The organism is Microbacterium sp. CH-015 (assembly GCF_049707015.1).
Lineage (GTDB): Bacteria > Actinomycetota > Actinomycetes > Actinomycetales > Microbacteriaceae > Microbacterium > Microbacterium aurum.
In genome coordinates, this window is sequence record NZ_JBNAFJ010000003.1 from 251,261 (window position 1) to 275,703 (window position 24,443).

Genomic DNA, 24,443 nt, shown 5'->3' on the forward strand with positions numbered 1-24,443 from the left:
ACGCGACAACTCTAGACGAAATCGATTTCACGAGCAACAGACGACATCGGCGCGACCGGTGAAACCGTCGTGAAACGGCTCTCGCGTCAGCGGGTGGGCACGCGCGCGGGCTGGACTTCGTTGCGCAGCACGATCGTGCGCGCCGGCTGGTCGTCGCCGGCAATGCGCTCGAGCAGCATCTTGGCCGCGGTGACACCCATGTGCCGCGCAGGCAGCCGCACGACGGTGACCGCGGAGGGCGAGAGCGTCGTGAACGGCAGGGAGCCGACGACCGCGACCCCGAAGGTAGGCGGCGTCAGCCCGTGCTCGGTGAGCACCTGGATCGCCCCGACGCCCAGCAGGTTGTTGGCGGCGACGACGGCATCCGGAGGCTCGGGCAGAGCGAGCAGCTCTTCCATGACATCACGCCCGCCGTCGACCCGGAACGTCGTGTAACGCAGAAGCTCTTCCACGTCGGCGCCGGGGAAGTTCCGCAGGATGACCGAGCGCCAGCCCTGCGCGCGCTCCTGCGCGGTCTCGATCTCCTGCGGGCCGGTGATGCAGGCGATCCGGCGGTAGCCGGCCTGGACGAGGTTCTCGGTCGCCGCCTGCCCCGCCGGGCGATTCGACATCATGACGCCGTCGATGTCGTAGCCGGTTCCGCGGTCGACGGCGACGACGGGCCGCCCGGTCGCGAGCAGCAGGTCGAGGTTCGTGTGGTCGCTCGAGGCCGCCAGGATGACCCCCGCCATGTGCTCGGAGATCGCGATCTGCAGGTAGGTCGCCTCCTTGTCGAGCTGGGAGTCGGAGTTGCACAGCACGACGGAGTAGCCCGCCTCGCTCGCGACATCCTCGACACCGCGCGCCATCTCGGTGAAGTAGGGGTTCTCGATGTCGGGGATGACGAGGGCGATGACCTCGGATTCCTGCTTGCGCAGCGTTCGCGCCGTGCGGTTGGGGGTGAAGCTCAGCTCGGCTGCGGCCGCGCGCACCGCCGCGGCGCGCTCGGTCGACACACCCATGCCGTTGAACACGCGGGAGACCGTGGCGGGCGAGACGCCCGCCAGTTTCGCGACCTCGTAGATCGTCGCCATTGGTCTCCTTTCGCGCGGTGTGCGCGATGACGTCGGTGCGCCGGCGCGCGTTGACATCTTTCGTGATGCCACCATACAGTGAGGACAGCGGTGGTGAAATCGATTCCACCGACGAATAGATCGCATCCGACCACGAGGAAGTATCCGCGATGCCCGCACCCGTCCCCTCGCCCGACCTCTCGTCGATCGCTTCGCTGCGCCCCGGCATCCAGACACGATCCATCTCGCCGGAGAACTTCGACGGCGCCGTCGGCGGCGGCGGACGGGCAACCGAGGGCACCGGAGCCTCGTGTGCGCGCGACCTGGGGCCGGGCTGGAAGATCTCGCCCTCGGTCGACGTGAAAGCGGGTGAGACGTTCGAGCTCGCGAACATCGCGGGCGCCGGCAAGATCACGCACATCTGGATCACGACGCACACCGACAACTGGCGCACGCTCCTGCTGCGCGCCTACTGGGACGGCTCGGACGAGCCCGCCGTCGAGGTCCCCTACGGCGACTTCTTCTGCAATGGATGGGGCGTGTTCGCACAGGTGAACTCCCAGGCGATCGCCGCCAACCCGCACGGCGGGTTCAACTCCTACTGGCCGATGCCGTTCCGTGACGGCGCGCGCCTGACCATCGAGAACACCTCCGTCGTCGACGTGCGCATCTACTACCAGGTGACCTACGAGATCGGCGGCGACTACACGGGCGACGGATACTTCCACGCGCAGTGGCGGCGCTCCAACCCGCTCGATGAGCTCGTGCCGCACACGATCCTCGAGGGGATCGAAGGCGCCGGCCAGTACGTCGGCACCTACATCGCGTGGGGAGTGAACTCCAACGGATGGTGGGGCGAGGGCGAGATCAAGTTCTACCTCGACGGCGACACCGACTACCCCACCATCTGCGGCACCGGCACGGAGGACTACTTCGGCGGTGCGTGGAACTTCGACATCCCCGGGCAGGGCTACACCGCGTTCTCGACGCCGTACCTCGGGATGCCGCAGGTCATCCGCCCCGACGGCCTCTACGTCTCGCAGCAGCGCTTCGGCATGTACCGCTGGCACCTGCTCGACCCCATCCACTTCGCGACGGGGCTGCCGAAGATCGATATCCAGGCGCTCGGATGGCGCAGCGGCTGGCGCTACCTGCCGCTGCGCGACGACATCGCCTCGACCGCGCTGTTCTACCTCGACCGCCCGACGGCGCGGCGCCCGAAGACCCCGAGCGCCGACGACCTGGAGGTCCACCTAGGAACCGCTCCGGTTCCCGACATCGGCTCGACGCCTCCGCGCGCGCCGCAGGACTGACGTGCGCCGCGGCCGCGCAGCGGCTGTCCTCGCGGCGAGCGCGGCGCTGCTGATCTCCGGGTGCTCAGCGGACGGTGCGCCGCACGGACCGCTCACGGCATCCGTCGCCGAGAAGAACACGGCGGTCGGCGTCTCGGACGGTGACCTGTGGCCCAGCTGCTGGTCTGATGACGACGCGCTCTACGCAGCCAACGGCGACGGCGCAGGATTCGGCTCGAAGACGAGCGACATCGTGATGAACCGCATCACGGGCACCCCGGCATCGGGCGACCTCGCCGGCGAAGCGCTCGCCTACGGAGATCAGCTCGGTCAGGTGTGGTCGGGAGGCGACTTCACGCGCAAGCCGACCGGAATGCTGTGCGTCGGCGGCATCCTCTATCTCGCCGTGCAAGACCTACGCCACGACTTCAACGCGGCCCCCGCGGCGACGATCGCCCGCAGCGACGACCACGGCGCGACCTGGATGTGGGATGCCAGGTCCCCGATGTTCTCGGGCGGCGTCTTCACGACCGTGTTCTTCCTCGACTACGGGAAGGATGCCGCCGACGCGCCCGACGCCGCCTACGCCTACGCGTACGGGCTCGACGGCAACTGGCGCGACTCGTTCGACGACTCCGTCGCCGACCCCACCGAGCTCTTCCTCGCGCGCGTGCCGGTGGCATCCGTGCAGGACGCGTCGACGTGGGAGTACTACGCGGGTGAACCGGGCGACGACGAGCCCACGTGGACGGACGACATCGCGCAAAAGCGTCCCGTGCTCATCGACGAGCGCCGCGCACACGAGCTGAGCCTCGTCTCGCAGGGCGGCGTCACCTACCTGCCGAAGCTCGACCGGTACGTCTACACGTCGTGGAGCGAGTACACCTTCGAGTTCCACCAGGCACCGGCACCGTGGGGGCCGTGGACGCCGTTGCTGTCCGAAGACTTCGGCGTCTACCCGTGGACCGACGCTCGGCACGGCGGGTATGCGACCACGCTGCCCTCGAAGTACCTCTCCGCCGACAACCGGACGGGATGGGTGCAGTCCAACGTCTGTCCCTGCGCCCCGGCCGGCATGACCTCGTACTGGTTCGGGCTGCGCGAACTGCAGCTGGAACCGAAGGGATGACCATCGCCATGATCGATGTGCTCGTGGTGGGTGCCGGGTTCGGCCGGGATTTCCTGCACCTGTATCAGTCCCACCCCGCTGTCGGCGCCGTGGGTCTTGTCGAGCCCGACGCGCTCGTGCGCCGCGAGGTCGTCGATGCCTACGGGCTCGACGGCGAGTACGCGAGCCTCGACGACGCGCTCACAAGCGGACGGTGGGATGCCGTGCACCTCTTGTCGCCTGTCCGCTTCCACGTCGAGCAGACCCTGGCGGTGCTCGAAAGCGGACGATCGTGCGCGAGCGCGGTGCCGATGGCGACGAGCCTGGACGGGATCGCCCGGGTGCGGGACGCCACGGCATCCGCCGCCGGCTGCTACATGATGATGGAGACCGCGCTCTATCAGCGCGAGTACCTGCACGCCCTGCACCTGCGCGACTCGGGCGCGCTCGGGCGGATCACGTACCTGAGCGGTGCGCACATGCAGGATCTGGACGGCTTTCCGCCGTATTGGATGGGTTACGCGCCGATGCAGTACGCGACCCACATCGTCGCGCCGATCCTGGGCCTCGCGAACGCCCACGCCGAGAGCGTCGCGTGTCTCGGATCGGGCGAGCTCCTTCCCTCGCACCGCGGTGACGGGTCGAACCCGTTCCCGCTCGAGACAGCCCTGTTCCAGCTGGACGGCGAGACGCCGCTGGCCGCACAGGTGACGCTGTCGTTCTTCGAGAACGCGCGGGCGTACACCGAAGGGTTCAACGTGTACGGCGACATGGGGGCGCTGGAGTGGCCGTCGGTCGAAGGCGAGCGGGCCGTCATCTACACGGCGGGCCCGCAGGACGGCGCCCGTCGCGGGCGCCCCATCTCGCGAGACGAGATCGACGTGCCCGACCGCGTCGACGCGCTCCCGCCGGAGTTGCGGGCGTACGTGCGACCGGGCGTGTATCAGCCGCCCGGGGATCGTCCGACGCTTCCGGTGCACGCGTGGCACGGCGGATCGCATCCGCACCTCGTGCGTGAGTTCGTCTCCGCGGTCACCGGCGGACGCGAGAGCGCGATCGGGGCTGCTCGGGCGGCATCCATCACCGCCCCCGGCATCGTTGCACATCACTCCGCCCTGCGCGGGGGTCGGATGCTCACGATCCCGCGCTTCTGAGCGTGGCCGGTAGATTCGACACGGTCGAAGGGAGCGGTGAGGTGAGCGGTGTGACGCGGATCTCGCGGTCCAACGCGCGGTTCCAGCAGTGGGAGGCGCTGCTGCACAACCGCAACAAGCGGCTTCGGCTCGGCGAGTTCCTCGTGCAGGGGGTGCGGCCCATCTCGCTGGCGATCGAGCACGGCTGGACGGTGCGCGCACTGCTGTACGACCAGAGCCGCACGCCGTCAACGTGGGCACGCGAGGTCCTGGACCGGGTCGGTGGCGAGCGGGTCTCGCTGACGCCCGATCTGCTACGGGCGCTGAGCGAGAAGGATGAGGATGCCGCCGAACTCGTCGCCGTCGTCGAACTTCCGCCGGACGACCTCACGCGCATCCCGGTCGGTCCGGGCTTTCTCGGCGTCGTCTTCGACCGCCCGTCGGTGCCGGGCAACATCGGGACGATGATCCGGTCGATCGACGCGTTCGGCGGAGCGGGGTTGATCGTCACCGGTCACGCGGCCGACCCGTACGACCCCAAAGCGGTGCGCGCGACGACGGGATCGCTGTTCGCAGTGCCGACGGTTCGGGTCGCTTCGCACCGCGAGGTGCTCGCGTGGGTCGACGGTCACCGGCGCTCGGGGGTGGAGTTCGCCATCGTCGGTACCGACGAGCACGGCTCCGTAGAGATCGCCGACGTCGACCTCACCGTGCCGACGCTGCTCGTGATCGGCAACGAGACCGCCGGGCTCAGCGCTGGGTGGCGCGAGTCGTGCGACCTCATGGCCCGGATTCCGATCGGGGGTGCGGCAAGCTCGCTGAACGCGGCGAGCGCCGCAACCGTGACGCTCTACGAAGCGGCCCGCCAGCGCGGACGCCGCTGAGCCGCAACCCGCTTGCGATCACGCCGCGACCGGATCGAACACGCGGAATCCGATCGTCTCGGCGACCGCGCGCATCGTGTCGTCGTGCGTGACGACGGTCGCGTCGATCCCGGTGTGGATCAGGGATGCCAGGTGGATCGCGTCGAGCGTCTTGATGTGCGGGACGATCGCCTCGGCTTCCGCCAGGATCACATCGTCGATCGGCACCAGGCTGAGATAGTCGACGATCTCGTCGCGCGAGGCGAGTGGCTTTCGATCCCTCCGCAGCACGCGCGTGAGCTCGGTTCGCAGCAGTCGCGACGAGAAGACGACCGCATCATCGTCGCCGGTGACCTCGTCGAACCACCGTGCGGCTGACACATCGCCATAGAGGATCCTCACCGCGACCGAAGAGTCGAGGTAGAAGTGCTCTGTCACCAGTCGCCCTTCATGTCGGCGATGAGCGCGTCAACCGTGTCGGCCGACTCCACCTGCAACGGCGGCAGGCTGCTGGTGCGCGCCGGTCCGCGCCGCCGTGGCGGCACGAGGGCAGTCACCGTTCCCGGCGGCACGATGCGGCCGACCTCTCGATTGTGGCGGGTGATGCGATAGGTCTCGCCTGCCCCGACCGCAGCCAGCGCTTCGGTCGGGTTCTGGCGCAATTGACCCACCGTGATGGATTTCATGCCCTCACCCTACCTCTTTGTCTACGTTTGTCTACTTTTCCCGCGCGTAGCGCAACGTCACGATCTCGAACGCGCGAAGGTCGAGCTGAGCGGCATCCCCATCGATCGGTCGCTCCTGCAGATCCACGCGGCGCGCACCGGTCGTGGCGAAGCCCGGCACGACGATCGCGGACGCGCGGCGACCGAGGGATTCGTAGAGACGCACGATGACGTCGCCCGAGCCGTCTTCGGCGAGCTTGACCGCCTCGACGACGACGCCCTCCCCGTCGACGCGCATGAGCGTGTCGACCGATACCGCGCCCGCCTCGCGCAGCGGCAGGTTCAGCCGGTACCCCGCCGCGATCGCGGCAGACACGTCCCCTGCGACGATCGAGTGCCGGAACGTGTGTTCACCCTGGTCGGCGGTCGGGTCGGGGAACAGCGGCGCCCTCAGCAACGACTCACGCACGGTCGTCGTCGTTCCGCCGTCCGCGCGGGTGCGGCGGCTGACGTCACGCCCGTAGATGCGGTCGTTGGCGACCGCCACCCCGGCCCCCGCGTCGGCGACGTGCACCCAGCGGTGCCCCGAGATCTCGAACCGCGCCATGTCCCACGAGGTGTTCGCGTGCATCGGGCGCGCGATGTGCCCGAACTGGATCTCACTCCGACTCTCTTCGGCGTGCACGTCGAACGCGAACGCCAGCTTGAGCAGCTTCTGCCGCTCGTGCCAGTCGACGTCGGAGCGGATGTCGAGGGCGGTGCCGGCGTCGTCGATCGCGAGCACCTGCCGCACCGTCGAGCCCCCGACGCGCAGTGAGACGTGCACCTCGTCACCCACGAGCACGGCGCCGTCGACGGCGACGAGATCCAGCGGCATCCGCTGATACGCGGCATCCACATCCCACGCGTCCCAGGCGTTCGGGGTGTCGCGGAACACCTGTAGCCGGTTCGCGCTGTCCCCGCGCGGAATGTACTCGCGGCCCGCGGAGACGAACGAGACCACTTCGCCGCGACGATCGACCACAACGGACAGGTCGCTCGTGGTGAGCTCGAACCCCGCCTCGGTCGCACGCGCCGTGCGCGGCGCCCGTATCGGCACGCCCGAGGCCATCGGCGACACACCCGCGACGGCGACCGGCGCCGCGTTCACGAACACGGCATCGGGCCCCTCGCCGAGCCTCTGCAGAGCATCGGTGATGACACTCTCGAGCACCTGCTCGACGCGCGCGTACTCGCGCTCGGCCTCGCGGTGCACCCACGCGATCGATGAGCCGGGCAGGATGTCGTGGAACTGCTGCAGGAGCACGGTCTCCCACGCTCCGCGCAGTGCAGCGGCGGGGTAGGGTGCGCCGGTGCGGACGGTCGCGGTCGCCGCCCACAGCTCCGCTTCGCGCAACAGGTGTTCGCAGCGCCGGTTGCCGCGCTTGGTGCGCGCCTGCGACGTGTAGGTGCCGCGGTGCAACTCGAGGTACAGCTCGCCGCGCCATGTGGCGCGCGGCACATCCTCAGCCTCGACGGCCGCGAAGAACTCGGCGGGCGCGCCGAGTTCGACCACCGGCGAACCCTCCAGCGACCGGGTACGCAGGGCGGTCTCGAGCATCTCGGCGGTCGGCCCGCCGCCCCCGTCGCCGTACCCGAACGGCACGATCGAGCGGTCGGTGAGCCCCTTCTCGGCGTTCTGCCGTTCGGCGCGGGCGAGGTCGACCGCGCCGAGATCCGACCCGTACGTGTCGACCGGGGGCAGGTGCGCGAGCAGGCGAGTGCCGTCGATGCCCTCCCAGTCGAACGTGTGGTGCGGGAACCCGTTGGTCTCGTTCCACGACGTCTTCTGCGTGACGAAACGATGGATGCCGGCGGCCACGGCGATCTGCGGCAGCGCCGCCGTGTAGCCGAACGAGTCGGGCAGCCACACTTCGGTGCTCGAGACGCCGAACCGGTCGGCGAAGAACCCGATGCCGGCGATGAACTGACGCGCGAGCGCCTCACCGCCGGGCATGTTCGTGTCGGATTCGACCCACATGCCCCCGACCGGGATCCAACGGCCTTCCCGCACGCGGTCCCGGATGCGGTCGAACAGCTCCGGGTAGTGCTGCTCCATCCAGGCATACTGCTGGGCACTGGAGGCGGCGAAGACGAAGTCGGGGTAGCGCTCCATCAGTGCCAGCACGTTGGAGAACGTGCGCGCGCACTTGCGGACGGTCTCGCGCACCGGCCACAGCCAGGCCGAATCGATGTGGGCATGCCCGACGGCCGTGACCCGGTGCGCGCTCGTGACCGCCGGCGCAGCCAGAACGGGCGCGAGCACGGCGCGGGCGGCATCCGCCGTCTCGGCGACGTCGTCGGTGTCGACGACGTCGGCCGCCCGCTCCAGCGCACGCAGGATGCGCGCGCGCCGCGTGGATGCCCCATCGAGCACACCCGCGAGGTCCAGCAGCGTGTGCCAATCCCGCTCCAGGGCCGACACCGTGTCATCGATGCGCAGCAGACGGATGCCGCGGAACACGTACAGTGGCTCATCCCCGGCCGTCGCGCGGTCACCGAGCGGCGTCGGGCGGAAGCCCCACTCGCCACCGATGTCGGGGTTGGAGGCCGCCTCGACGTAGAGCGTCGCGCTCTGGCCGGGGCCTATCGTCAGCGGCACCCGCGATCCGCGGGGCTCGACGGCGCGGACGATGCGGCCCCCGGCATCCCACACGAGACCCTCGGCCTGGAAGCCGGGCGCACTGCGCGTGAACCCGAGGTCGACCTCGAGCACGACGGATGCCGCGGCGGGCCACCCCGCAGGTGGTGCGGCATCCACCCGCATCCACGTCGTCGCCCACGGCGCGCCCCACGGCGCACCCACCGGCAGCGGCGCGTACGCTCCCGCGAGCGCCTCGGCGAATGGCACCGGCTCGCCCGGCGCGACCCACGCCGTCGTCTCGAGGTCGATCGATTCGGCGACGACAGCCGGCACGATGTGCTCGTGGTACAGGCGGGTGATACGGCCGAGGATCAGCCGGTCGGTGTCATGCATCGGCGTTCTTTCCGTGAGGGTCGCGGGCGTCGTCGGCAGCCCCGTCGTCGCGCCACGAGTGCCACAGCGCGGCGTAGCGCCCGCCGGCCTGCAGCAGCTCGTCGTGCGAGCCGAGCTCGACGATGAGCCCGCCCTCGACGACCGCGACGCGGTCGGCGTCGTAGGCCGTGTGCAGGCGGTGCGCGATCGCGATCACCGTGCGGCCGCGCAGCGCCGCCGCAAGCGCCGACTCGACGGCCCGCGCCGCAGTCGGATCGAGCAGCGAGGTCGCCTCGTCGAGGATGAGCGTGTGCGGGTCGGCGACGACGATCCGCGCGAGCGCCAGCTGCTGCTCCTGCGCGCCCGACAGCACCGCGCCACCCGCTCCGATCGTGGTCTCGATGCCGTTCTCGAGGCTCTGGACCCAGGCGTCCGCACCCACCTGCACGAGCGCGTCGAGCAGCTCGGCGTCGGTCGCCGTCTCACGCCCCAGCAGGAGGTTATCCGCGACGGATGCCGCGAAGACATGACTCTCCTGCGACACGAGCAGCACCTCGTGCCGGCGCGCCTCGAGAGCGAGCGCGGTGACGTCGACATCGCCGACGGTCACCCGACCCGACGTCGGCGCGTCGATGCCCGCGAGCAGCCGCGCGATCGTCGACTTGCCCGCGCCCGATGAGCCGACAACCGCGAGCCGCTCCCCGGGAACGGTCTCGAGACTGACGCCGTGCAGCACCTCGCGATCGGCGCGGTAGCCGAAGCGCACGTCGTCGAGGCGGAGCGTCGCCGAGGTGGGCGCGGCCGCCGCTTCCGCGGGCTCCTCGCGCAGCTCGGAGACGCCCAGCACGCGGGCGAACGCGGCAAACCCGTGCTGCAGCTCGTCGAGCCAGCGCATCAGCGTCTCGAGCGGCGTGACGAGCTGCGTCGCGAAGAGCGTGACGCTCACGACCGCGCCGACCGTGACGATCCCCTGCGTCGCAAGCCAGCCACCCCACACGAGGGCGGCCGCCACGGGAATCGCGAACGCGACGTTCGACCACGGTAGGAACACCAGCTGCAGGTGGATCACCGGCACGGTAGCGCGCCAGAAGCCCGCGATCGCCTCGTCGGTCTGGGCATCCCGGGCATCCGCGAGACTCAACGCATCGACCGTGCGAGCACCGGCGACCGTCTCGCTCGCGGCGCCGAAGATCGGGCCGTACGCGGCGCCCTCGGCAAGGTAGACGGGCGTGGCGCGCGCCAGCAGCCACCGCACCAGCACCACCAGGATCGGCGCGGCGAGGAGGAACACTGGCGCGATCAGCGGCGAGACGACGAACCCCGCCACGACCGTCAGCGCGATCGTGACAGACGCGATCAGGATCTGCGGCAGCGCGAAGCGCACCGTCGATGACACGGCCGCGACGTCCTGCGTCGTGCGGTTGACGAGCTCGCCTGTGCCGCCCTCCTCGATCGCGCCCACCGGCAGGTAAAGCACGTCCGCGATGAAGTCCTCGCGCAGCTCGGCGAACACGCGCTCACCGAGCACCATCGTGAGCCGGGTGGCGACCAGCACGGCAAGAGCCTGAGCGGCGACGCTCGCGATCATGAGCGCCCCCAGGAGCGACACCTCGGCCGCATCCGCTCCCGAGATCAGGCGATCGATGAGCCTGCCGACCACCCAGGGCGGCACGAGACCCGCGACCGCGGCGAGCGCGAACAGGGCGACGATGAGCGTGAGGGCGCGCGACTCCGCCCGAACGATGCCGCCGATCCGCTGACGCACGGCGGCGCCGGATGCCACCGGGAACACACTGCTCACGTGAGCCCCTCCCCCCGCATGACGAGCGCGCGATAGTGCGGGTCGGCGTGCACGAGCTCGTGGTGAGTGCCGTACCTGTCGACGACGCCGTCCGACAGAACGGCGACGCGGTCGGTCTCGGTCAGCACGAGCGGGCTCACCGTTGCGATGATCGTCGTCTGCCGCGCGCGAGCGGCACGGATGCCGGCGGCCATCCGCGCCTCGGTCGCGGCGTCGACCGACGACGTCGGTTCGAGCAGGACGAGCACCTCGGCATCCGTCAGAAGCGCTCGCGCGACCCCCAGTCGCTGACGCTGGCCGCCCGAGAACTGCACCCCGCGCTCGCCGACGGCGGTCGCGAACCCGTCGGCGGCGCCGTCGAGAACGTCACGCGCGTCGGCGGCCTCCAGCGCCTCGCGGAGGGCTCGCTCGCTCCGGCGCTCGTAGGGGTCGAGAAGGGCGCGAAGAGTCCCCGAGAACAGGTAGGGGACGGCGTCGGCGACGACCACGCGGCGTCGCACCTCGGCGAGCGGCAGCGTCGAGGACCGGGCTCGATAGAGGTGCACGGGCCGATCGGCCTCGTCGGGCACGAGGCGGGCGAGCCGGTCGGCGATCTCCCGGACGCGAGCGGGATCGGCGCTGACGATCCCGAGGATCTCGCCCGCCCGGACGTCGAGACCGCTGTGCGCGTCGCTGACGGCGGGCTCGGCGCCCCCTGGCACGTTGGAGGGTGTCGCGGCGGTGGGCGCCGCAGCAGTCACCGGTCCCGGCGGGACGAGCGGCTCGATGTCGAGAAGCTCCACGATTCGCGCCGCGCCGACGCGCGCCTGCACGCCCGTCGTGATGGCCTGAGAGACGAGCGAGACGGGCGTCACCATGAATCCCGCGTAGCCGTAGAAGGCGACGAGCTCTCCGACGCGCAGCTGGCCGCGGACGACCAGGAGGGCGCCGATCCAGGTGAGCCCCACGACGAGCACGCCGCTGACCACGAGCTTGAGTGCTTCGGCGGCCGACAGCGGCCACGCGACGCGCGTGCCGAGCACTCGCGTCTGCGCCGAACGCTCGCGGTACAGCTGCAGGAAGCGCTTTTCCCCGCCGATGCCGCGGAGCACCCGGATGCCGCTGACCGAGTCGGTCGCGACGGTGTTCATGCGCTCGAGCGCTGATCGGTAGGCGCGCTGCCGCCGATGCAGCGGCTTCGCCAGAAGCAGGAGCGCGACGGAGAAGAGCGGAACGCCGACCAGGACGATCGCGCCGAGCAACGGCGAATCCCGCAGCAGCAGCCAGCCGATCACGGCGTACGCGACGAGGGATGCCGTGAGCGCGCCGATCATGATCGGCAGGAACGCGATCGCCGCGGCATCCGACATCGCCATCGTCACAACGCCGCCCGCGGGGATCTCGCGCTCTGCGGCCGTGCCGTTGCGGGCGACCGTTCGGGTGACGAGCTGATTCACCCGCGAGAAGCCGCGCCGCCAGTTCAGGATGCCCGCGCGATCGCGCAGGCCCTGGATGAGCGAGTGCTGCAGCTGCAGCCAGATGACGACGGCGATCCAGACGCCGAACGCGGCGGCATCCTGCGGCACGATGCCCTGATCGATCACCCGACCGATCGCCCACGGCGTGAGGGCGAGTCCCAGCAGCCAGACGATGTCGTAGCCGGTGCCTGCCGCGATGGAACGCCACTGACGCCGACAGATCCACCAGAGAAGACCTGTCGGCGTCAGGGCGTCCGGGGGAGGCTCGTAGGGCTCCGGGATGCCGCGCATCGTCAGCCGGGGCTCATTTCAGGCCGGCCATCTTGATGTTGCCGATGATCTGGCGCTGGAAGATCAGGAAGATGATGATGACGGGCGCCGCGGCGAGCGTCGAGCCCGCCATGAGCAGGCCCAGTTCGGTCGCGCGCTCCGAGCGGAAGGTCGCGAGATACTGCTGCACGACGTAGCGCTCGGGGCTCGTGATCGTCAGGATCGGCCACACGTACGAGTTCCAGTAGGCGAGGAACGCGGTGATGCCCATCACGACGAACGGCGGCTTCGACAGCGGCAGGAACAGGCGCAGGAAGATCTGGAACCGCCCGCATCCGTCGAGCATCGCCGCCTCTTCGAGACTCGCCGGAATCGACAGGTAGAACTGGCGGATGAAGAAGATCATGCCGGCGCTTGCCGCCCCGGGGATCACGAGCACGGCAAGGGTGTCGAGCATCTCGAGGCGCGTGACGACGATGAAGCTCGTGAGCAGGATCGTCATGCCGGGGATGAACATCGTCGTGATGACGACGACCCAGATCGTGCGCTTGAAACGGAAGTCCAGCCGTGCGAAGGCGTAGGCCGCGAGCGAGTTGACCGTCAGCGCCAGCAGCGTGAACAGGACGGCACCGAGGAGGGTCCACCCCATGGTGAGCATGAAGGTCGGGTCGCCGAGGATCTGCGCATAGTTCTCCCACTTCCACACCTCGGGGAAGAACTGGAAGGGCGTCGCGAGCACCTCGGTCTTGGTCTTGAAGCCGGCGATCAGCATCCAGGCGAGGGGGAACAGCGCCGCGAGGATGAAGACGATGCCCACGATCGCCTTGCCGACGGCAAACGCCCACCACTTGCCGTCGTGCTGGACGCGGCGCTTCGTCACGCGCGCGGTGTCGACGGGAACGTCCCGGGTGATGACGGACATCAGTCGACCAGCCTTTCGGAGTTGACGAAGCGGAACACGAGCGCCGACACCGTCCCCAGCACGACGAACAGCAGCAGTGCCGCCGCGATCGAGTAGCCGACGTTGATGTCGTTGCGGAAGTGGTTGAAGATGAACAGGTTCGGCAGGGTTGTCGAGTCGAGAGGGCCGCCGCCGGTCATGACGAGGGGCAGCTCGAACTGCTGGATCGCCGCGACGAAGCCGGTGATGAGCAGGTACAGGAGGATGTTCTTCATCTGGGGCAGGGTGATGAACAGGGTCTTCTGCCCCCAGTTCGCGCCCTCCATCGCCGCCGCCTCGTAGAACTCGGTCGGGATGTCGACCATGGCCGCGACCATGATGAGCGAGGTCAGGCCCATGCCGAGCCAGATGGCCGGGACCGCGATGGCCAGCAGCGCCCACGCGGGATCGCCGAGCCACGCGACCGGATCGATGCCGATCTTGCCGAGCAGCCAGTTCAGCAGGCCGCCGGAGTAGTTGTAGATGAGCGCGAAGATGATCGAGGTGATGACGCCCGAGATGATCGTCGGGATGTACACGCTGACCTTCAACACGCTCGCGAAGCGGCGCGAGACGCTCACCACGAGGCTCGCGAAGAAGAAGGCGAGCACGAGCATGACGGGAACGGTCATGAGCACGAACAGGAAGCCTCGGCCGATGGATGCCCAGAACAGGGGATCGGTCAGGACGTTGGTGTAGTTGCGGAACCCGACGAACTGCGGGTCCTTGTAGAAGCTCCAGTCCTGGAAGGACAGGAACCCGGCGTAGACCGCGGGCCAGATGACGAAGATCGCGAGCAGTACCACCGCGGGCACGAGCAGCAGATACGCCATCCGCGTGTCGCGGTACCGTGCACGCTCCCGCGCGCGCCGCCTGGCTTTGCCTTCCGGAACGGTCAGGGTCTCGGTGAGTCCGTGCTCACCCATCGACTGCATCGTCGTCATCGTTCACCTCGCGGCTGTTCATGGGTCCGGGGGCTGGGATGCACTCCCAGCCCCCGGACCATTGTCATCAGTTCTTCGGAGCCTTGCTCGGAAGATCCTGCTGCTGGATGACCTTGTTGATCGCGTCCTCCGCGGTCTTGATCGCGTCATCCGGGCTGGCTGCGCCCTTCATGACCGACTCGATCGCGGTGCCCACGGCGAGCGAGACGTCCCACGGGTACGTCGGCTCGGGGATGGCGTCGGGTGCGATGTCGTTAGTGACGATCGCCGACCACGGGGCATCCGCAGCGGCCGCATCGTCGGCGACGGCATCCTGCACCGACTGGCGGACGGGAACCTTCGTGAACTGCGTGTTCACGAAGAACGGGACGACGTTCTCGGGGTCGCCCGCGATCGCCCACTCGAGGAACTTGCCGGCCGCCTCAGCGTTCTTGGTCTTCGCGTCGATGACCCACTTGAAGTTACCCATCGTGGTGGCCGTGTTGCCGACCGCGTCATCCGCGTCCGGGAACTTGCCGACGCCGGTCTTGGTGAGCAGATCCTTGTAGTCGGAGCCGATCTCGGACATCATCCACGAACCGGAGACCTTGAAGGCCACCTTCTGCTCGCCGAAGTCCTTGCCCTCGACATAGGCGCCGAGTGCCTGCTTGGGCATGTAGCCCTTGTCCCACAGCTCCTTGTAGTTGGCCATGAGCTGGCGGTAGCCGTCGGTGTCGATGTCGGGCGCCGTCCAGTCGTCCTTCAGCGCCAGGTGGCCGTTGAAGTTGTACTGCTGGCCGACCGACGACCAGGCGAAGGTCACCGCGTCTGCCGCGGGCGAGATGCAGTACTGACCCTCCTGCAGCGTCGGCTGGATCTTGGCGCACGCCGCGAACAGGTCGCTCCACGTCGCCGGGCCGTTCTCGGCGTCGACGCCGGCAGCCGTCAGCATGTCCTTGTTCCAGAAGAGGACCGCCTGCGGCTCCTGCAGCAGCGGGTACGCGTAGAACTTGTCGCCGATCTCCGAGATGGACTGCGCTGCCGGAAGGATCTGGCCGAGAGCGTCGTCGGAGACGATGCCGTTGAGCTCGTGGAGCTGGCCGGCGTTGACGGCATCCTGGATGGAGCCCGCGTGCGTGTACACGTCAGGCGCCTTGCCGGCGGCCTGAGCGGCCTTCATCTTCTGGTCCCACGCGTCAGCGGGAACCTCGGTGTCGACGACCTTGATCTCGCTCTGGGCCGCGTTGAACTTCTTGACGATGTCGGCGTACCACTCGTTCTCCGTCGGGGTGAACGTGCGGTGCCAGAACTGGATCGTCGTGACAGAGCCCGACTCTCCACCTCCGCCGCCTCCTCCGCTGCAACCCGCGAGCAGCAGGGCTGCTGCGGATGCCGCTGCGATCGCGGCGGTCAGCGTGCCGATTCTCTTGTGCATTGGTCCCTCCTTCAGGAACACGGCTCTTCTCTGAGCCGACACTCGGTGCTCGGGATGCCCCGTGCGGTTTCGAGAGGCGGACGGTGCGTCTGCGCCGCGGATCGCCGTTGATCTCAATACAGGCAGACTAGAAGAAATCGATTTCAAACTCAATCCTTCGTGTGGGGCGTTTCGCCACTTCTTCGCGGCAAGCTGGTTGAGCCGATGCTCCCGCGCCCCGGATTTCCGGTGGATACGGAGGGTGCCATCAGTTTGTATCGATTTCACAACGGGTGCTTAACCAGATCGATCGAGAACCAGAACACGTTGTACGGCCCCCAGAGCGACAGCGTGAAGTAGAGGGTGCGGCCGTCGTTCGCGACATAACGGGGGTTGAGGTAGGGCGAGTAGAGGCCCGGGTAGTCGGTTGCCGAAACGAGTTCGATCGCATCGCCCCACGGCCCCCAGGGCGTCAGTCCCTCACGGATGTAGGCGTTGCCGGCATCCGAGTAGGTCATGACCCACCGCTCGAGGTACGTGGACCACATGACCGAGAGCTCACCGATCGTGCCGTCCACGATCGTCTCGGCCGCCGTGAGGTCGTCGCTCCAGACGGCGGCGCCGGAAGAGTCGGTGCCGGTGAAGTAGCTGTACGCCGCGGCGTCTTCGACGGCTGCCGTCGTCGCCTCCACGCGCATGAGCTGCACCCCGCCAAACCGGCCCGAGGGGATGCACCAGAAGTAGATGTACTCGACGCCGTCGTCCCTGACGTGCTGCGTCGCCACCTGCACGAAGTTCGAGTCGCCGGGCCAGCGCGGACCGTCGACCGGCTGCCAGCTCACGCCCTGATCATCCGATTTCACGAGGGCGGCGTAGGTCGAGTCCCACTGCCCCGCCTCGCCCCAGTAGTTCACCGACATGTACGAGACGTAGAGCGTCTCGCCGATCGCGAACCCGTACGTCGGGATCTTGGTGACCTCGCCCGCGCCGTCGTTCGGGTCGTGGTCGCCTTCGATGAGCGCGCTCGCGAGCCCGACGTCGTCGACGGGTGCCCAGCCGTCGAAGGTGATGCCGTCGGAGGGGTCGTCGTCGGTCGTCCAGGCCGAGACATTCGAGCGCCAGAACCCGCCCTGACCGCCGTACGAGTCGGGGTCGCGCTCGCCGAACGTGTCGCCGAAGAAGAAGTACGTGCGGTCGCCGATGTTCGTCATCGAACCGAGGTCGGTACCCGCGACGCCGACGGATGCCGTGTCGTTGATCGCGCCCGGCCCGGTCAGCTGCGCGATCTCGGTGAGGTTCTCGACGCCGTCGAGCACGAACGGCTTGTCGCTGTCGGTGTTCACCTCGGGTATTGCGGAGGCTCCCCCCGCACAGCCGGTGACGGATGCCGCCACTCCCGCGACCGCGATGGCCGCTCCGATTCTGGTGCGCTTCGTGGCCATACCGCTGCTCCTCGCATCGTCGCGTTCCGGCAGGCTAGCATGAAATCGATTGCAAGGGATGGGGCCCGTGGGCGCCGGCCGAACGTCAGAAGGTGATGAGCTGGCGCAACTCGCCGCCGGCGGCGAGGCGGTCCATCGCCTCGTTGAGCTCGCCGAGACGGATACGACTCGACACGAGCCGCTCGAGCGGCAGCCTGCCGCTCCGCCAGAGGTCGACATAGCGCGGGATGTTGCGGGCGGGCACGGCGGAGCCCAGATAGCTGCCGATCACCGTGCGAGCCTCGCCCGTGATCGTCAGCGGCGACAGCGACGCGCGGGCATCCGGCGCGGGAAGCCCGACCGTCACGGTCGTGCTGCCCGGGGCCGTCAGCGCGAACGCCGTCTCGAACGCGCGGGCGCTGCCCGCCGCCTCGATCACGACGGATGCCCGGATGCCGGCATCCAACGCCTCCTGCGGCGCGAGCGCCGAGGTGGCCCCGAGCTCCCGCGCGAGCTCGAGCTTCGCGGGCACGGCATCCACGCCGATCACCTCGTGGCCCTCGGCCACCGCGACGAGAAGCGCCGCCATGCCGACGCCACCGAGCCCCACGACGATCACCCGCTCGCCCGAGGCGGGCCGCCCTGCGTTGATGACCGCCCCGCCGCCGGTCAGCACGGCGCAGCCGAGGAGCGCGGCGATCTCGGCGGGCACGTCGGCATCCACCTTCACGACCGAGGTGCGGCTGACGACGGCGTGGCTCGCAAACCCCGAGACGCCGAGGTGGTGGAAGACCTCGCCTCCCGCCTCGCCGTGCAGGCGGATGCCGCCACCCACGAGCGTGCCCGCGCCGTTCGCGGCCGAGCCGACCTCGCACGGCAGGCGGCCGTCGGTGCGGCATCCCGCGCACTCGCCGCATCGTGGGAGGAACGTCATCACGACCCGGTCACCGATGGCGAGGTCGTCGACGCCGTCACCGACCTGCTCGACGATCCCGGATGCCTCGTGGCCGAGCAGCATCGGCGTCGGGCGCACGCGGTTGCCGTCGACGACGCTCAGGTCGGAGTGGCAGACACCCGCGGCGTCGATGCAGACGAGCACTTCGCCCGCCTGCGGCGGGTCGAGCTCGAGTGTCGCGACACGAAGCGGGCGCGTCTGGGCGAACGGCTTCTCGGCGCCCGATACCTCGAGCACTGCGCCGGTGATCTGCATGGGGGACCTCCTCGTCGCCCTCGACGTTAGTCCACCCGGCAGGGCGTCAGTCGTCGCTGTCGGGTAGCGGCAGAGGCCGCCACAGCACGACCTCGGTCGCGCGGCGCACGCGCGTACCGTGGCGGAGCGTGACGACCGAGCCGCTCGGTCCCGCCGCGAACACGCGGGAGCGGCGGCCCAGCTCGTCCTGCAGACGGCGCTCGAGCTCGGCGACCTGACGCCGCAGCATCCGCGTCTCGTTCTCGAGCTCGATGAGGCGCGAGATGGCGGGCAGGCTCATGCCCTCGGCCGAGAGTGCTGCGACCTCGCGCAGCTGCTTGACGTGCCGCAGCGAGTACCGCCGCGAGCCGCCCTGCGTGCGCCCGGGCACGACCAGGCCGAGCCGGTCGTACTGCCTCAGCGTCTGCGGATGCATCCCCGCGAGCTCCGCGGCGACCGCGATCGCGAAGATCGGAGCCTCCTCGTCGGGCTGCTCAGCCATCGCGCACCTCCCGCGTCGCGGGCACAGGAGATGTCACGGGCACAGGATGCCAGGCAGGCATCCTGCCCTGCGTGCGTGAGATCTCCTGTATCCGTGACATGGCGGAGGTCACTCCCGCGCCTTGCTCATGAGGTCGGCGCGCGGGTTCTCCTTGGGCTCGAGCTCGTGGAAGCGCTCGAGCGCTTCGCGCGCGCGCTCGTCGAGGTGCGCGGGCACCGCGACCTGGACCTCTGCGAGGAGATCGCCCGTGCCCTTGCTCGTCTCGACCCCGCGGCCTTTGACGCGCAGCACGCGCCCCGACGGGGTGCCGGGCGCGACGCGGAGCTTCACGGGGTCGCCGCCGAGGGTCGGTACTTCTATCGTCGCGCCGAGCGCGGCCTCGGTGAAGGTGACCGGCACGGTGACCCGCAGGTTCAGTCCGTCACGCGTGAACACCGGATGCGGCCGCACGCTCACCTGCACGACGATGTCGCCTGTCTCGCCGCCGTCCGGCGAGGGGCGACCCCGGCCACGCAGGCGGATCTTCTGCCCGTCGGAGACGCCCGCGGGAATCTTGACCTTGAACGGCTTGCCATCTTCGCCCGCGAGGGTGATCGTCTCCCCGCGCACGGCGGTCTGGAAGTCGAGGGTCGTGCGCGCAGTGACATCCGCCCCGCGCTGCGGACCGCCGAACCCCTGGTATCCGCCGGTCGACTGCCCGAACCGGCCCGAGCCGAAGCCCCCGCCACCGCGCTGCTGGCCGAACATCGCGAACAGGTCATCGAAGTCGGCATGCTGGTACGAACCGCCGCCGCGCCCTCCGCCGAAACGGCTGAAGACGTCCTCGAACCCGCCCGCGCCGCCGGATCCGGGCGCCTGGAAGCGCGCACCGCCCGAGCCCATCGCGCGGATCTGGTCGTACTCCTCGCGCTGATCCTTGTCGGAGAGCACCGAGTACGCCTCGCTGATCTCCTTGAACTTCGCCTCTTTCGCGGCGTCGCCCTGCGCCTGGTCGGGGTGGTACGTGCGCGCGAGCTTGCGATACGTCTTCTTCAGGTCGGCGTCGGAGACGTCCTTGGAGACGCCGAGGACCTTGTAGAAGTCCTTGTCGAACCAATCCTGACTGGCCATCTGTCTCCTCAGTCCGCTCCGCCGGCGACGACGACCTTCGCGGGGCGCAGCTCGATGTCGCCCAGCCGGTAGCCGACCTCGACGACGTCGAGGATCGTCCCGTCGGCCACATCACCCGGGTTCGGCGCGTGGAAGATCGCCTCGTGCTGCTGCGGGTCGAACGCCTCGCCCGCCTCGCCGTAGCGCTCCACGCCCAGGCGCGCGACGACGCCGCGCAGCTTCTCGGCGATGGCCTGCAGCGGCGAGCCCTCGGCGAGGTCGCCGTGCTTCTCGGCACGGTCGAGGTCGTCGAGCACGGGCAGCAGCCCCTTGGCGACCGAGCCCTTGGCGCGGTCGATCTCGACCTGACGCTGTTCCTCGGTGCGCCGACGATAGTTGGCGTACTCGGCCTGCACGCGCTTGAGGTCCATCAGCAGGTCGCGGGCCGCCTCGGAAGCCTCGGCGACCGCGGCCTCATCGGTCTGCGGCGCGTCGAGGATGTCCTCGACCGTCAGCTCGTCGCCGTCGCCGTCGGCGTCCGCCGCGGCATCCGTCTGGTCCCCATGCGAGTCGGGGCCGGAGGCTTGCGCCTCCGACCCCTCGTCACCGGGGACTTCGCGCCGGCCTGAGCCTGTCGAAGGCTCGATCGGGTCTTCGAAGTCCTTGTCGCTCATGTGTCGATTCTCTTACTTCTTGTCCTCGTCGTCGTCGACCACTTCGGCGTCGATGACGTCCTCTTCGGGGTTCGGCGTCTCACCGTTGCCGGGCTGGCCCACGTTCGGGTCGCCCTGCTCGCCGGCAGCCTGGCTCGAGGCGTAGATCGCCTCGCCGAGCTTGCCCTGCGACGCGTTGAGCTTGTCGAACGCGTTCTTCACCGCGTCGTCGTCCTCGCCGGCCAGCGCCGTCTTCAGAGCGTCGACATCGGCCTGGACCTCGGTCTTGACGTCCTCGGGGAGCTTGTCGTCGTTGTCCTTGATGAGCTTCTCAATCGAGTACGCGAGCGTCTCGGCCTGGTTGCGGACCTCGGCGGCCTCACGGCGCTTCTTGTCCTCGGCGGCGTGCTCCTCGGCCTCGCGCACCATGCGCTCGATGTCATCCTTCGGCAGGCTCGAGCCGCCGGTGATCGTCATCGACTGCTCCTTGCCGGTGCCCTTGTCCTTCGCGGACACGTGCACGATGCCGTTGGCGTCGATGTCGAAGGTCACCTCGACCTGCGGGATGCCGCGGGGAGCCGGCGCGATGCCGGTCAGCTCGAACGTGCCGAGCGGCTTGTTGTCGCGCGTGAACTCACGCTCGCCCTGGAAGACCTGGATCGCGACCGACGGCTGGTTGTCGTCGGCGGTGGTGAAGGTCTCGCTGCGCTTGGTCGGGATGGCGGTGTTGCGCTCGATGAGCTTCGTCATGATGCCGCCCTTGGTCTCGATGCCGAGGCTCAGCGGGGTGACGTCGATCAGCAGCACGTCCTTGCGCTCACCCTTGAGGACACCGGCCTGCAGGGCGGCGCCGACGGCGACGACCTCGTCCGGGTTCACGCCCTTGTTGGGTTCCTTGCCGGTCTCCTTCTTGACGAGCTCGCTCACGGCGGGCATGCGGGTGGAGCCACCCACGAGCACGACGTGGTCGATCTTGTCGACCGTGATGCCGGCCTCGCGGATGACGTCCGCGAACGGCTTCTTGGTGCGGTCGAGCAGGTCCTTCGTGAGGTCCTCGAACTTCGCGCGCGTCAGCGTCTCGGAGAGCGACACCGGACCGGAGTCGGTCAGCGACAGGTACGGCAGGTTGATGGAGGTGCTCGTCGAGCTCGACAGCTCCTTCTTCGCCTGCTCGGCGGCCTCCTTGAGGCGCTGCAGCGCGATCTTGTCGTTCGAGACGTCGACACCGGTGGTGTCCTTGAACTGCTTGATCAGGTAGTCGACGACGCGCTGGTCCCAGTCGTCACCGCCGAGGCGGTTGTCGCCGGCCGTGGCGCGCACCTGGATCGTGGAGAAGTCGTCGTCCTTGCCCACCTCGAGCAGGGACACGTCGAACGTGCCGCCACCGAGGTCGAAGACGAGGATGAGCTCGTCCTCCTTGCCCTTGTCGAGGCCGTACGCGAGCGCGGCGGCGGTGGGCTCGTTGATGATGCGCAGGACGTTCAGGCCCGCGATCTCACCGGCCTCCTTCGTGGCCTGACGCTCGGCGTCGTTGAAGTACGCGGGAACGGTGATGACGGCATCCGTCACCGAGTCGCCCAGGTACTGCTCGGCGTCGCGCTTGAGCTTCTGGAGGATGCGCGCGGAGATCTCCTGCGGCGTGTACTGCTTGCCGTCGATCGGCTGCGTCTTCCAGTCGGTGCCCATGTGCCGCTTGACGGAGGTGAGGGTGCGGTCGACGTTGGTGACGGCCTGGCGCTTGGCGGTCTCGCCGACCAGCACCTCGCCGTCCTTGGTGAACGCAACGACCGAGGGGGTCGTGCGGAAGCCCTCGGCGTTGGTGATGACCTTCGGCTCGCCGCCCTCGAGGACGGCGACGACGGAGTTCGTCGTCCCGAGGTCGATACCCACTGCACGTGCCATGTGTGTTTCCTTTCGTGAAACGGAATCGAGAAAGTCTGGAGGTTGAGTCGCGATGGCTCAACTTGTGATGGCTGCCACGTTACCGGCATCCATTCCCCATGTCAAATGAACTTGATACGACTCATATCAAGTTTGCAGAATGCTGGCGCCGCGTCCGGCGCAAGAGGCTCATGCCATGAGCAGACGCGACCGGCGCGCTCCGGCGGCGCACGGCGGCGCCGACGCGGGTCGTCCGGGATCCGTCGCCGCGTGGCGCACCGCCTCCGCCGCCTCAGCCGCAGGCGGGGTGCGGAGGGATCCCTTCACGGCGCGCGGCGGTGATCAGCTCGCGATCGTAGCCGAGCATGCCCTCGATGTCCGCGGCCAGGTCCACCGCGGTCGCGAGGTGAAGGGAGTCGAGCGCGCGCAGTCCGGAGCCGAGCTGCACGGCGCGGTCGAGGAGCTCGTCGTCGATGCCGACCAGCGACACACGCGCCAGCAGCTCGTCGACACCCGACGCCTCCAGCCATCGGCGACTCACGGCCGCGTGCAGCTCGACACGGAGGAGGCGGGACGAGACGAAGGGATCTCCCGCCGCGAAGACGGCACGGACGAGGTCGGAGCCCGGCTCGTCGACCAGCGCCTTCACGGCCGCTGACGTGTCGAGGTAGATCACGTCACTCGCCTCGGATGTCGTCGAGGATCTCCGCCGCGGTGGAGGCGCTGCGAACCGGTGGGACCGTCAGAGCGCCGGCGGCTGTGGCGGGCTGGACCCGGCCGGCATCCACGAGCTGCTCCCACCGCGACTCGCGCACGGGCGCGATCTGCGCGATCGCCCTGCCGCGGTCGGTGATGACGATGCGCTCACCGGCCGCAACGCGCGCGAGCACGCGAGCGGTCTGCTGGTTCAACTCGGTCCTGGTCACGCGCTCCACACCCGCCAAGGTACGCGCAAACTAGTAGAAATAGTAGACCCTCGCCGATTTCTGACGCTGAGCCGAGCCCGGACGCGCGCTCAGATTGCGCGGGAGGGCGCGCGCAGACGGCTGAGCAGCCGCGCGGTCTCGTACCGCGTGCGTCCGATCGCAGACCGGGGGTCGTATCCCAGCATCCGGCCCAGTGCCTCGTGGCGCGCCTGCAGCGTGGAGTGCAGTGAGAGCGCCGTCGCCGCAGCACGGACGCTCTCCGCAGCGACCAGCTCATCCAGGACGCGGAGCGTCGCATCATCGAGCTCGCAGAGCGCGTCGACGTCGGGATGCGCGGGCTGGGCGGGGTCGTATGCGCGCACCAGGAGGATCAGCGCGCCGAGTTCGTCGTCACGGACGACCGGATGCCGGGGACTCGCCAACCGCAGCAGCGAGCGCGCGTCGTGCCACGCCTCGGTGAGCGCGTGCGGCGACGCGGCGACCGCGACGCCGGCCGGGCGGTCCGGCGAGACCGCGGCGGACGGTTCCGCGATCGTCGCGCGCAGCAACCCGTCCGGGAGCGTGAGAGTGGTGGACGCGCCCGCGACGGGCGTTGGAACGTCTCCGTGGGATGCCACGATCATCAACGGCTGCGCACGATCGAGGCGGAGCCGCTGCAGCGCGCGCTCGCGCTCGTCGGCGTGACGCGACCCGTCGATCAGGACCTCAACGGCACTCGCGACAGGCTCGACGCGGCGGGACCGGACGACCGCGATCGCCAGCGCGAGCCGCTCCAGAATCATCGCGTCGTTGTGTTAAGCCGGCGCTTCGGGTAGCGCCGGTGTAACGATCCGGTAGCGTGCGTGCGGGGATACGGTAGCGTTCCGACG

At 69.2% G+C, this 24,443-nt stretch carries 22 protein-coding genes; 4 read left to right on the forward strand and 18 right to left on the reverse strand.

The window, feature by feature from the left end; all coding sequences use genetic code 11:
• Positions 1-86: 86 nt before the first annotated feature.
• On the reverse strand, positions 87-1,073 hold the full coding sequence (locus tag ACPYN4_RS07705; protein ID WP_281652254.1) for a LacI family DNA-binding transcriptional regulator: 987 nt from the start codon (positions 1,071-1,073) through the stop codon (positions 87-89).
• A gap of 149 nt (positions 1,074-1,222) precedes the next feature.
• Between ACPYN4_RS07705 and ACPYN4_RS07710 the strand changes: the two genes are divergently transcribed.
• From ACPYN4_RS07710 to ACPYN4_RS07725, 4 genes are read left to right on the forward strand one after another with little or no spacing between them, the layout of a single operon-like run.
• On the forward strand, positions 1,223-2,365 hold the full coding sequence (locus ACPYN4_RS07710) for a glycoside hydrolase family 172 protein (protein ID WP_281652253.1): 1,143 nt from the start codon (positions 1,223-1,225) through the stop codon (positions 2,363-2,365).
• 1 nt (position 2,366) lies between these two features.
• Positions 2,367-3,473 (forward strand): DUF4185 domain-containing protein, encoded by a 1,107-nt coding sequence (locus ACPYN4_RS07715; protein WP_281652252.1) that lies wholly within the window; start codon positions 2,367-2,369, stop codon positions 3,471-3,473.
• Positions 3,470-4,606 carry a Gfo/Idh/MocA family protein gene (locus ACPYN4_RS07720; RefSeq protein ID WP_281652251.1) on the forward strand — a complete coding sequence of 379 codons (1,137 nt, stop codon included), beginning with the start codon at positions 3,470-3,472 and terminating at the stop codon, positions 4,604-4,606. Before ACPYN4_RS07715 ends, ACPYN4_RS07720 begins: the two co-directional genes overlap by 4 nt.
• Positions 4,607-4,647: 41 nt before the next feature.
• Positions 4,648-5,469, forward strand: coding sequence for a TrmH family RNA methyltransferase (locus ACPYN4_RS07725; RefSeq protein ID WP_281652250.1), 822 nt, complete (start codon positions 4,648-4,650; stop codon positions 5,467-5,469).
• A gap of 18 nt (positions 5,470-5,487) precedes the next feature.
• On the opposite strand, the gene ACPYN4_RS07730 is transcribed toward ACPYN4_RS07725, so the two are convergent.
• The 17 genes from ACPYN4_RS07730 to ACPYN4_RS07810 form a co-directional block, all read right to left on the reverse strand.
• Positions 5,488-5,886, reverse strand: coding sequence for a type II toxin-antitoxin system VapC family toxin (locus ACPYN4_RS07730; protein WP_281652249.1), 399 nt, complete (start codon positions 5,884-5,886; stop codon positions 5,488-5,490).
• The gene (locus tag ACPYN4_RS07735; RefSeq protein WP_281652248.1) at positions 5,883-6,134 is read right to left on the reverse strand and encodes a type II toxin-antitoxin system Phd/YefM family antitoxin; all 252 of its coding nucleotides are present in this window, start codon (positions 6,132-6,134) and stop codon (positions 5,883-5,885) included. The genes ACPYN4_RS07730 and ACPYN4_RS07735 overlap by 4 nt, the downstream gene beginning before the upstream one ends.
• 31 nt (positions 6,135-6,165) lie before the next feature.
• Positions 6,166-9,129, reverse strand: a complete 2,964-nt coding sequence (locus tag ACPYN4_RS07740; RefSeq protein ID WP_281652247.1) for an alpha-mannosidase — start codon at positions 9,127-9,129, stop codon at positions 6,166-6,168.
• Positions 9,122-10,909, reverse strand: a complete 1,788-nt coding sequence (locus ACPYN4_RS07745) for an ABC transporter ATP-binding protein (protein WP_424446050.1) — start codon at positions 10,907-10,909, stop codon at positions 9,122-9,124. Before ACPYN4_RS07745 ends, ACPYN4_RS07740 begins: the two co-directional genes overlap by 8 nt.
• Complete coding sequence (locus ACPYN4_RS07750) at positions 10,906-12,657, reverse strand: ABC transporter transmembrane domain-containing protein (protein WP_281652245.1); 1,752 nt, start codon at positions 12,655-12,657, stop codon at positions 10,906-10,908. Before ACPYN4_RS07750 ends, ACPYN4_RS07745 begins: the two co-directional genes overlap by 4 nt.
• A 13-nt stretch (positions 12,658-12,670) precedes the next feature.
• The gene (locus ACPYN4_RS07755; RefSeq protein ID WP_281652244.1) at positions 12,671-13,558 is read right to left on the reverse strand and encodes a carbohydrate ABC transporter permease; all 888 of its coding nucleotides are present in this window, start codon (positions 13,556-13,558) and stop codon (positions 12,671-12,673) included.
• Positions 13,558-14,502 carry a carbohydrate ABC transporter permease gene (locus tag ACPYN4_RS07760; RefSeq protein ID WP_315551917.1) on the reverse strand — a complete coding sequence of 315 codons (945 nt, stop codon included), beginning with the start codon at positions 14,500-14,502 and terminating at the stop codon, positions 13,558-13,560. Before ACPYN4_RS07760 ends, ACPYN4_RS07755 begins: the two co-directional genes overlap by 1 nt.
• Positions 14,503-14,587: 85 nt before the next feature.
• On the reverse strand, positions 14,588-15,934 hold the full coding sequence (locus tag ACPYN4_RS07765; RefSeq protein WP_281652242.1) for an ABC transporter substrate-binding protein: 1,347 nt from the start codon (positions 15,932-15,934) through the stop codon (positions 14,588-14,590).
• 263 nt (positions 15,935-16,197) lie between these two features.
• Positions 16,198-17,355, reverse strand: a complete 1,158-nt coding sequence (locus tag ACPYN4_RS07770; protein WP_281652241.1) for a DUF4185 domain-containing protein — start codon at positions 17,353-17,355, stop codon at positions 16,198-16,200.
• A gap of 85 nt (positions 17,356-17,440) precedes the next feature.
• On the reverse strand, positions 17,441-18,544 hold the full coding sequence (locus tag ACPYN4_RS07775) for an alcohol dehydrogenase catalytic domain-containing protein (RefSeq protein WP_281652240.1): 1,104 nt from the start codon (positions 18,542-18,544) through the stop codon (positions 17,441-17,443).
• Positions 18,545-18,590: 46 nt separating this feature from the next.
• A complete protein-coding gene (locus ACPYN4_RS07780) occupies positions 18,591-19,025 on the reverse strand; it encodes a heat shock protein transcriptional repressor HspR (RefSeq protein ID WP_281652239.1) in 435 nt (144 codons plus the stop codon).
• Positions 19,026-19,133: 108 nt separating this feature from the next.
• Positions 19,134-20,135 carry a DnaJ C-terminal domain-containing protein gene (locus tag ACPYN4_RS07785; protein ID WP_281652238.1) on the reverse strand — a complete coding sequence of 334 codons (1,002 nt, stop codon included), beginning with the start codon at positions 20,133-20,135 and terminating at the stop codon, positions 19,134-19,136.
• An 8-nt stretch (positions 20,136-20,143) separates the two neighbouring features.
• Positions 20,144-20,788 carry a nucleotide exchange factor GrpE gene (locus ACPYN4_RS07790; protein WP_424446051.1) on the reverse strand — a complete coding sequence of 215 codons (645 nt, stop codon included), beginning with the start codon at positions 20,786-20,788 and terminating at the stop codon, positions 20,144-20,146.
• A gap of 12 nt (positions 20,789-20,800) precedes the next feature.
• Positions 20,801-22,669 (reverse strand): molecular chaperone DnaK, encoded by a 1,869-nt coding sequence (dnaK, locus tag ACPYN4_RS07795; protein WP_281652236.1) that lies wholly within the window; start codon positions 22,667-22,669, stop codon positions 20,801-20,803.
• A 271-nt stretch (positions 22,670-22,940) separates the two neighbouring features.
• Entirely contained in the window at positions 22,941-23,324 is a 384-nt protein-coding gene (locus tag ACPYN4_RS07800) for a type II toxin-antitoxin system VapC family toxin (protein ID WP_281652235.1), read from the reverse strand.
• A 1-nt stretch (position 23,325) separates the two neighbouring features.
• A complete protein-coding gene (locus ACPYN4_RS07805; RefSeq protein ID WP_076688578.1) occupies positions 23,326-23,583 on the reverse strand; it encodes a type II toxin-antitoxin system Phd/YefM family antitoxin in 258 nt (85 codons plus the stop codon).
• A gap of 80 nt (positions 23,584-23,663) precedes the next feature.
• On the reverse strand, positions 23,664-24,356 hold the full coding sequence (locus ACPYN4_RS07810; RefSeq protein ID WP_424446052.1) for a hypothetical protein: 693 nt from the start codon (positions 24,354-24,356) through the stop codon (positions 23,664-23,666).
• Positions 24,357-24,443: the final 87 nt, after the last annotated feature.